General features: G+C 68.0%; 3 protein-coding genes and 1 pseudogene. All 4 read right to left on the reverse strand.

Annotated features, from left to right (window positions below; all coding sequences use genetic code 11):
* Nucleotides 1–215 precede the first annotated feature (215 nt).
* Nucleotides 216–776: a queuosine precursor transporter gene (locus AC1VAN_RS20105; RefSeq protein ID WP_025878224.1), complete on the reverse strand. Its 561-nt coding sequence runs from the start codon at nt 774–776 to the stop codon at nt 216–218.
* 74 nt (nt 777–850) lie between these two features.
* Complete coding sequence (locus AC1VAN_RS20110) at nt 851–1,366, reverse strand: hypothetical protein (RefSeq protein WP_025878222.1); 516 nt, start codon at nt 1,364–1,366, stop codon at nt 851–853.
* A 32-nt stretch (nt 1,367–1,398) separates the two neighbouring features.
* The gene (locus AC1VAN_RS20115) at nt 1,399–1,893 is read right to left on the reverse strand and encodes a hypothetical protein (protein ID WP_025878220.1); all 495 of its coding nucleotides are present in this window, start codon (nt 1,891–1,893) and stop codon (nt 1,399–1,401) included.
* Between the two features lie 18 nt (nt 1,894–1,911).
* Nucleotides 1,912–2,001 (reverse strand): annotated as a pseudogene (locus AC1VAN_RS20120) (DUF2145 domain-containing protein); the annotation flags it as partial.

A 2,001-nucleotide genomic window follows, 5' to 3' on the forward strand; every position in this document is an offset into this window, starting at 1 on the left:
CGGTCGGCACCCACCGGGTTCAGRGAGTGTGCCAACCAAGGTTGGCAGCTACCGGATCAATGGTCTGGCGATGGCTTTTCATTGGTAGGTGCCGACCGTTGGTCGGCACAATCYCTCAGCTGCGATGAACCCTGAAGGAGCGTGCCGACCAACGGTCGGCACCCACCGGGTTCAAGGAGTGCGCCAACCAAGGTTGGCACCCACCGGTGAGGCAGTCAGCCCGCTGTACGCAGCGGCGCCATCTTCCACAGCAGCGCGCGGAACGGGGCCAGCAGGCACACGCCGATCGCCAGCTTCACTGCCAGGTCGCCCGCTGCCCAGCTCACCCACGGCAGGGTGGAACCGGCGAAGGCGATCGACCAGAAGATCGTGGTGTCCACCGTGGCGCTGCAGGTGGTGGCCACCATCGGTGCGCGCCACCAGCTGCCGCGGCGCAGGCGATCGAATACGGTGATGTCCAGCAACTGGGCCACGATGAAGGCCGAGCACGAGGCGATCGCAATGCGCGGTGTGGCCACCCACACCGACAGCAGCACCGCCACCGCAAACCCGATCCACGCCACGCGGCGGGCCGGGCCCGGGCCGAAGCGGCGGTTGATCAGGTTGCTGACCAGAAAGGCCACCGGGTAGCTGAAAGCACCCCAGGTCAGCCAGTCATTGATCGGGTACTGCACCAGCACGTTGGACAGCAGCACCACCGCGCCCATGGCCAGCACCGCCAGCACCAGGGCGCGGGCGGTCAACGGGGCAAAAACAGGCGCAGGACGCACGGACATGGCGAGCCAGGGGACAAAGGGGATCGCCCATTATCCGCCCGGCCCGCCGCAAAGCCAAAAACGGCCGTTCAGTTTTACAGCTGCTCGCTCAGCGCGTCGCCGGCGGCGTAGGCGGTCGGCACATAGGCCAGGGCCTTGCCGTCACTGTTCTTCACTGTCCAGCCGGCACCGGCATCGGTCGGGTCGAAGCGCACCTGCTGGCCCACTACGAAACCGGCCACCGGGTCTTCGCCCTCGATCGCCGGCCACTGCAGGGTGGCGGTCTGGTCGGCCTTGTCCGGCACCTGCAGCTGCACCTGGCGCTCGCCAGCGGCGGTGGTCGCCACCTGCTTCACTTCCATCGGCGGCAGCGGTACTGCCGGAGTGCGCTCGGCCACCCGGCCATTGCGCTCGCTGGCCTTGAACGGCGCCTTGGACAGCGCGGCCAGGCCCATCGAGGTGGCCAGCGGAACCGACACCACGATCAGCGAAGTGACCAGCACGCTGGCCTGGCCGCTGTTGATGTGCGGGGCGGCACCAGCGTGCACGGTCGGCACCGTCAGGGCCGAGAGCAGCAGGGCGGCGGCGGGGGCGCGCAGGGAACGAAGCATGGTGACCTCCTGGTCAGGATGAAGGCAGCGGCTCAGCGCTGCGTATCGAAAATGTCGCGTGGGCCGGTGGCCTCGGGCAGGTATTCCAGTGGGCGGCCCTGGTTGTCGCTCACACGCCAGCCGTTGCCCGATTCAGCAGGCTCGAAATTCACGGTCTGGCCCACGTTGAACTGCACGGCCGGGTCACCGGGGCGCTTGGGCCATTGCATGGACGCGGTGTTCTGCGGGTTGGCGGGGTCCTGCAGCAGCACTTCGCGGCGGCCATCGACGGTGGTGGAGATGGCGCTGACCTGCATCTGCGGCAGCGTCACCCGCGGGCCCTGGCCGGGGGGCATGCCCGCATCGTTGGTTTCCCCAGCCGCGGCTGCGCGCGCCCGTTCCACCATCGGCGCGGACATCTCCAGGCTCGGCCCCTCGGGCACGCTGTTCTGGATGATCACGATGCGGCGCTCGGCATGTGCCGGCGCTGCAGACAACAGGCTGCCGCACAAAAGCACGGCCAACGCGGAAAACTGCAGGTTGCGCATCATCTTCTCCTTGCCAGGTCAGGGCGCAGCGGCGGCAGTGCCGGCCGTCGCATGCGCAATGGTCAGTTCCTGCTGCAGCTGGCTGCGCTGGTGCAGGAAGTCGAATAC

Source organism: Stenotrophomonas sp. 05L44_2 (assembly GCF_056665995.1).

Bases quoted from the DNA above. Each gene is read 5' to 3' on its own strand.
- AC1VAN_RS20115 (WP_025878220.1), bottom strand. From the start codon at position 1,893: ATGCGCAACCTGCAGTTTTCCGCGTTGGCCGTGCTTTTGTGCGGCAGC.
- AC1VAN_RS20110 (WP_025878222.1), bottom strand. From the start codon at position 1,366: ATGCTTCGTTCCCTGCGCGCCCCCGCCGCCGCCCTGCTGCTCTCGGCC.
- AC1VAN_RS20105 (WP_025878224.1), bottom strand. From the start codon at position 776: ATGTCCGTGCGTCCTGCGCCTGTTTTTGCCCCGTTGACCGCCCGCGCC.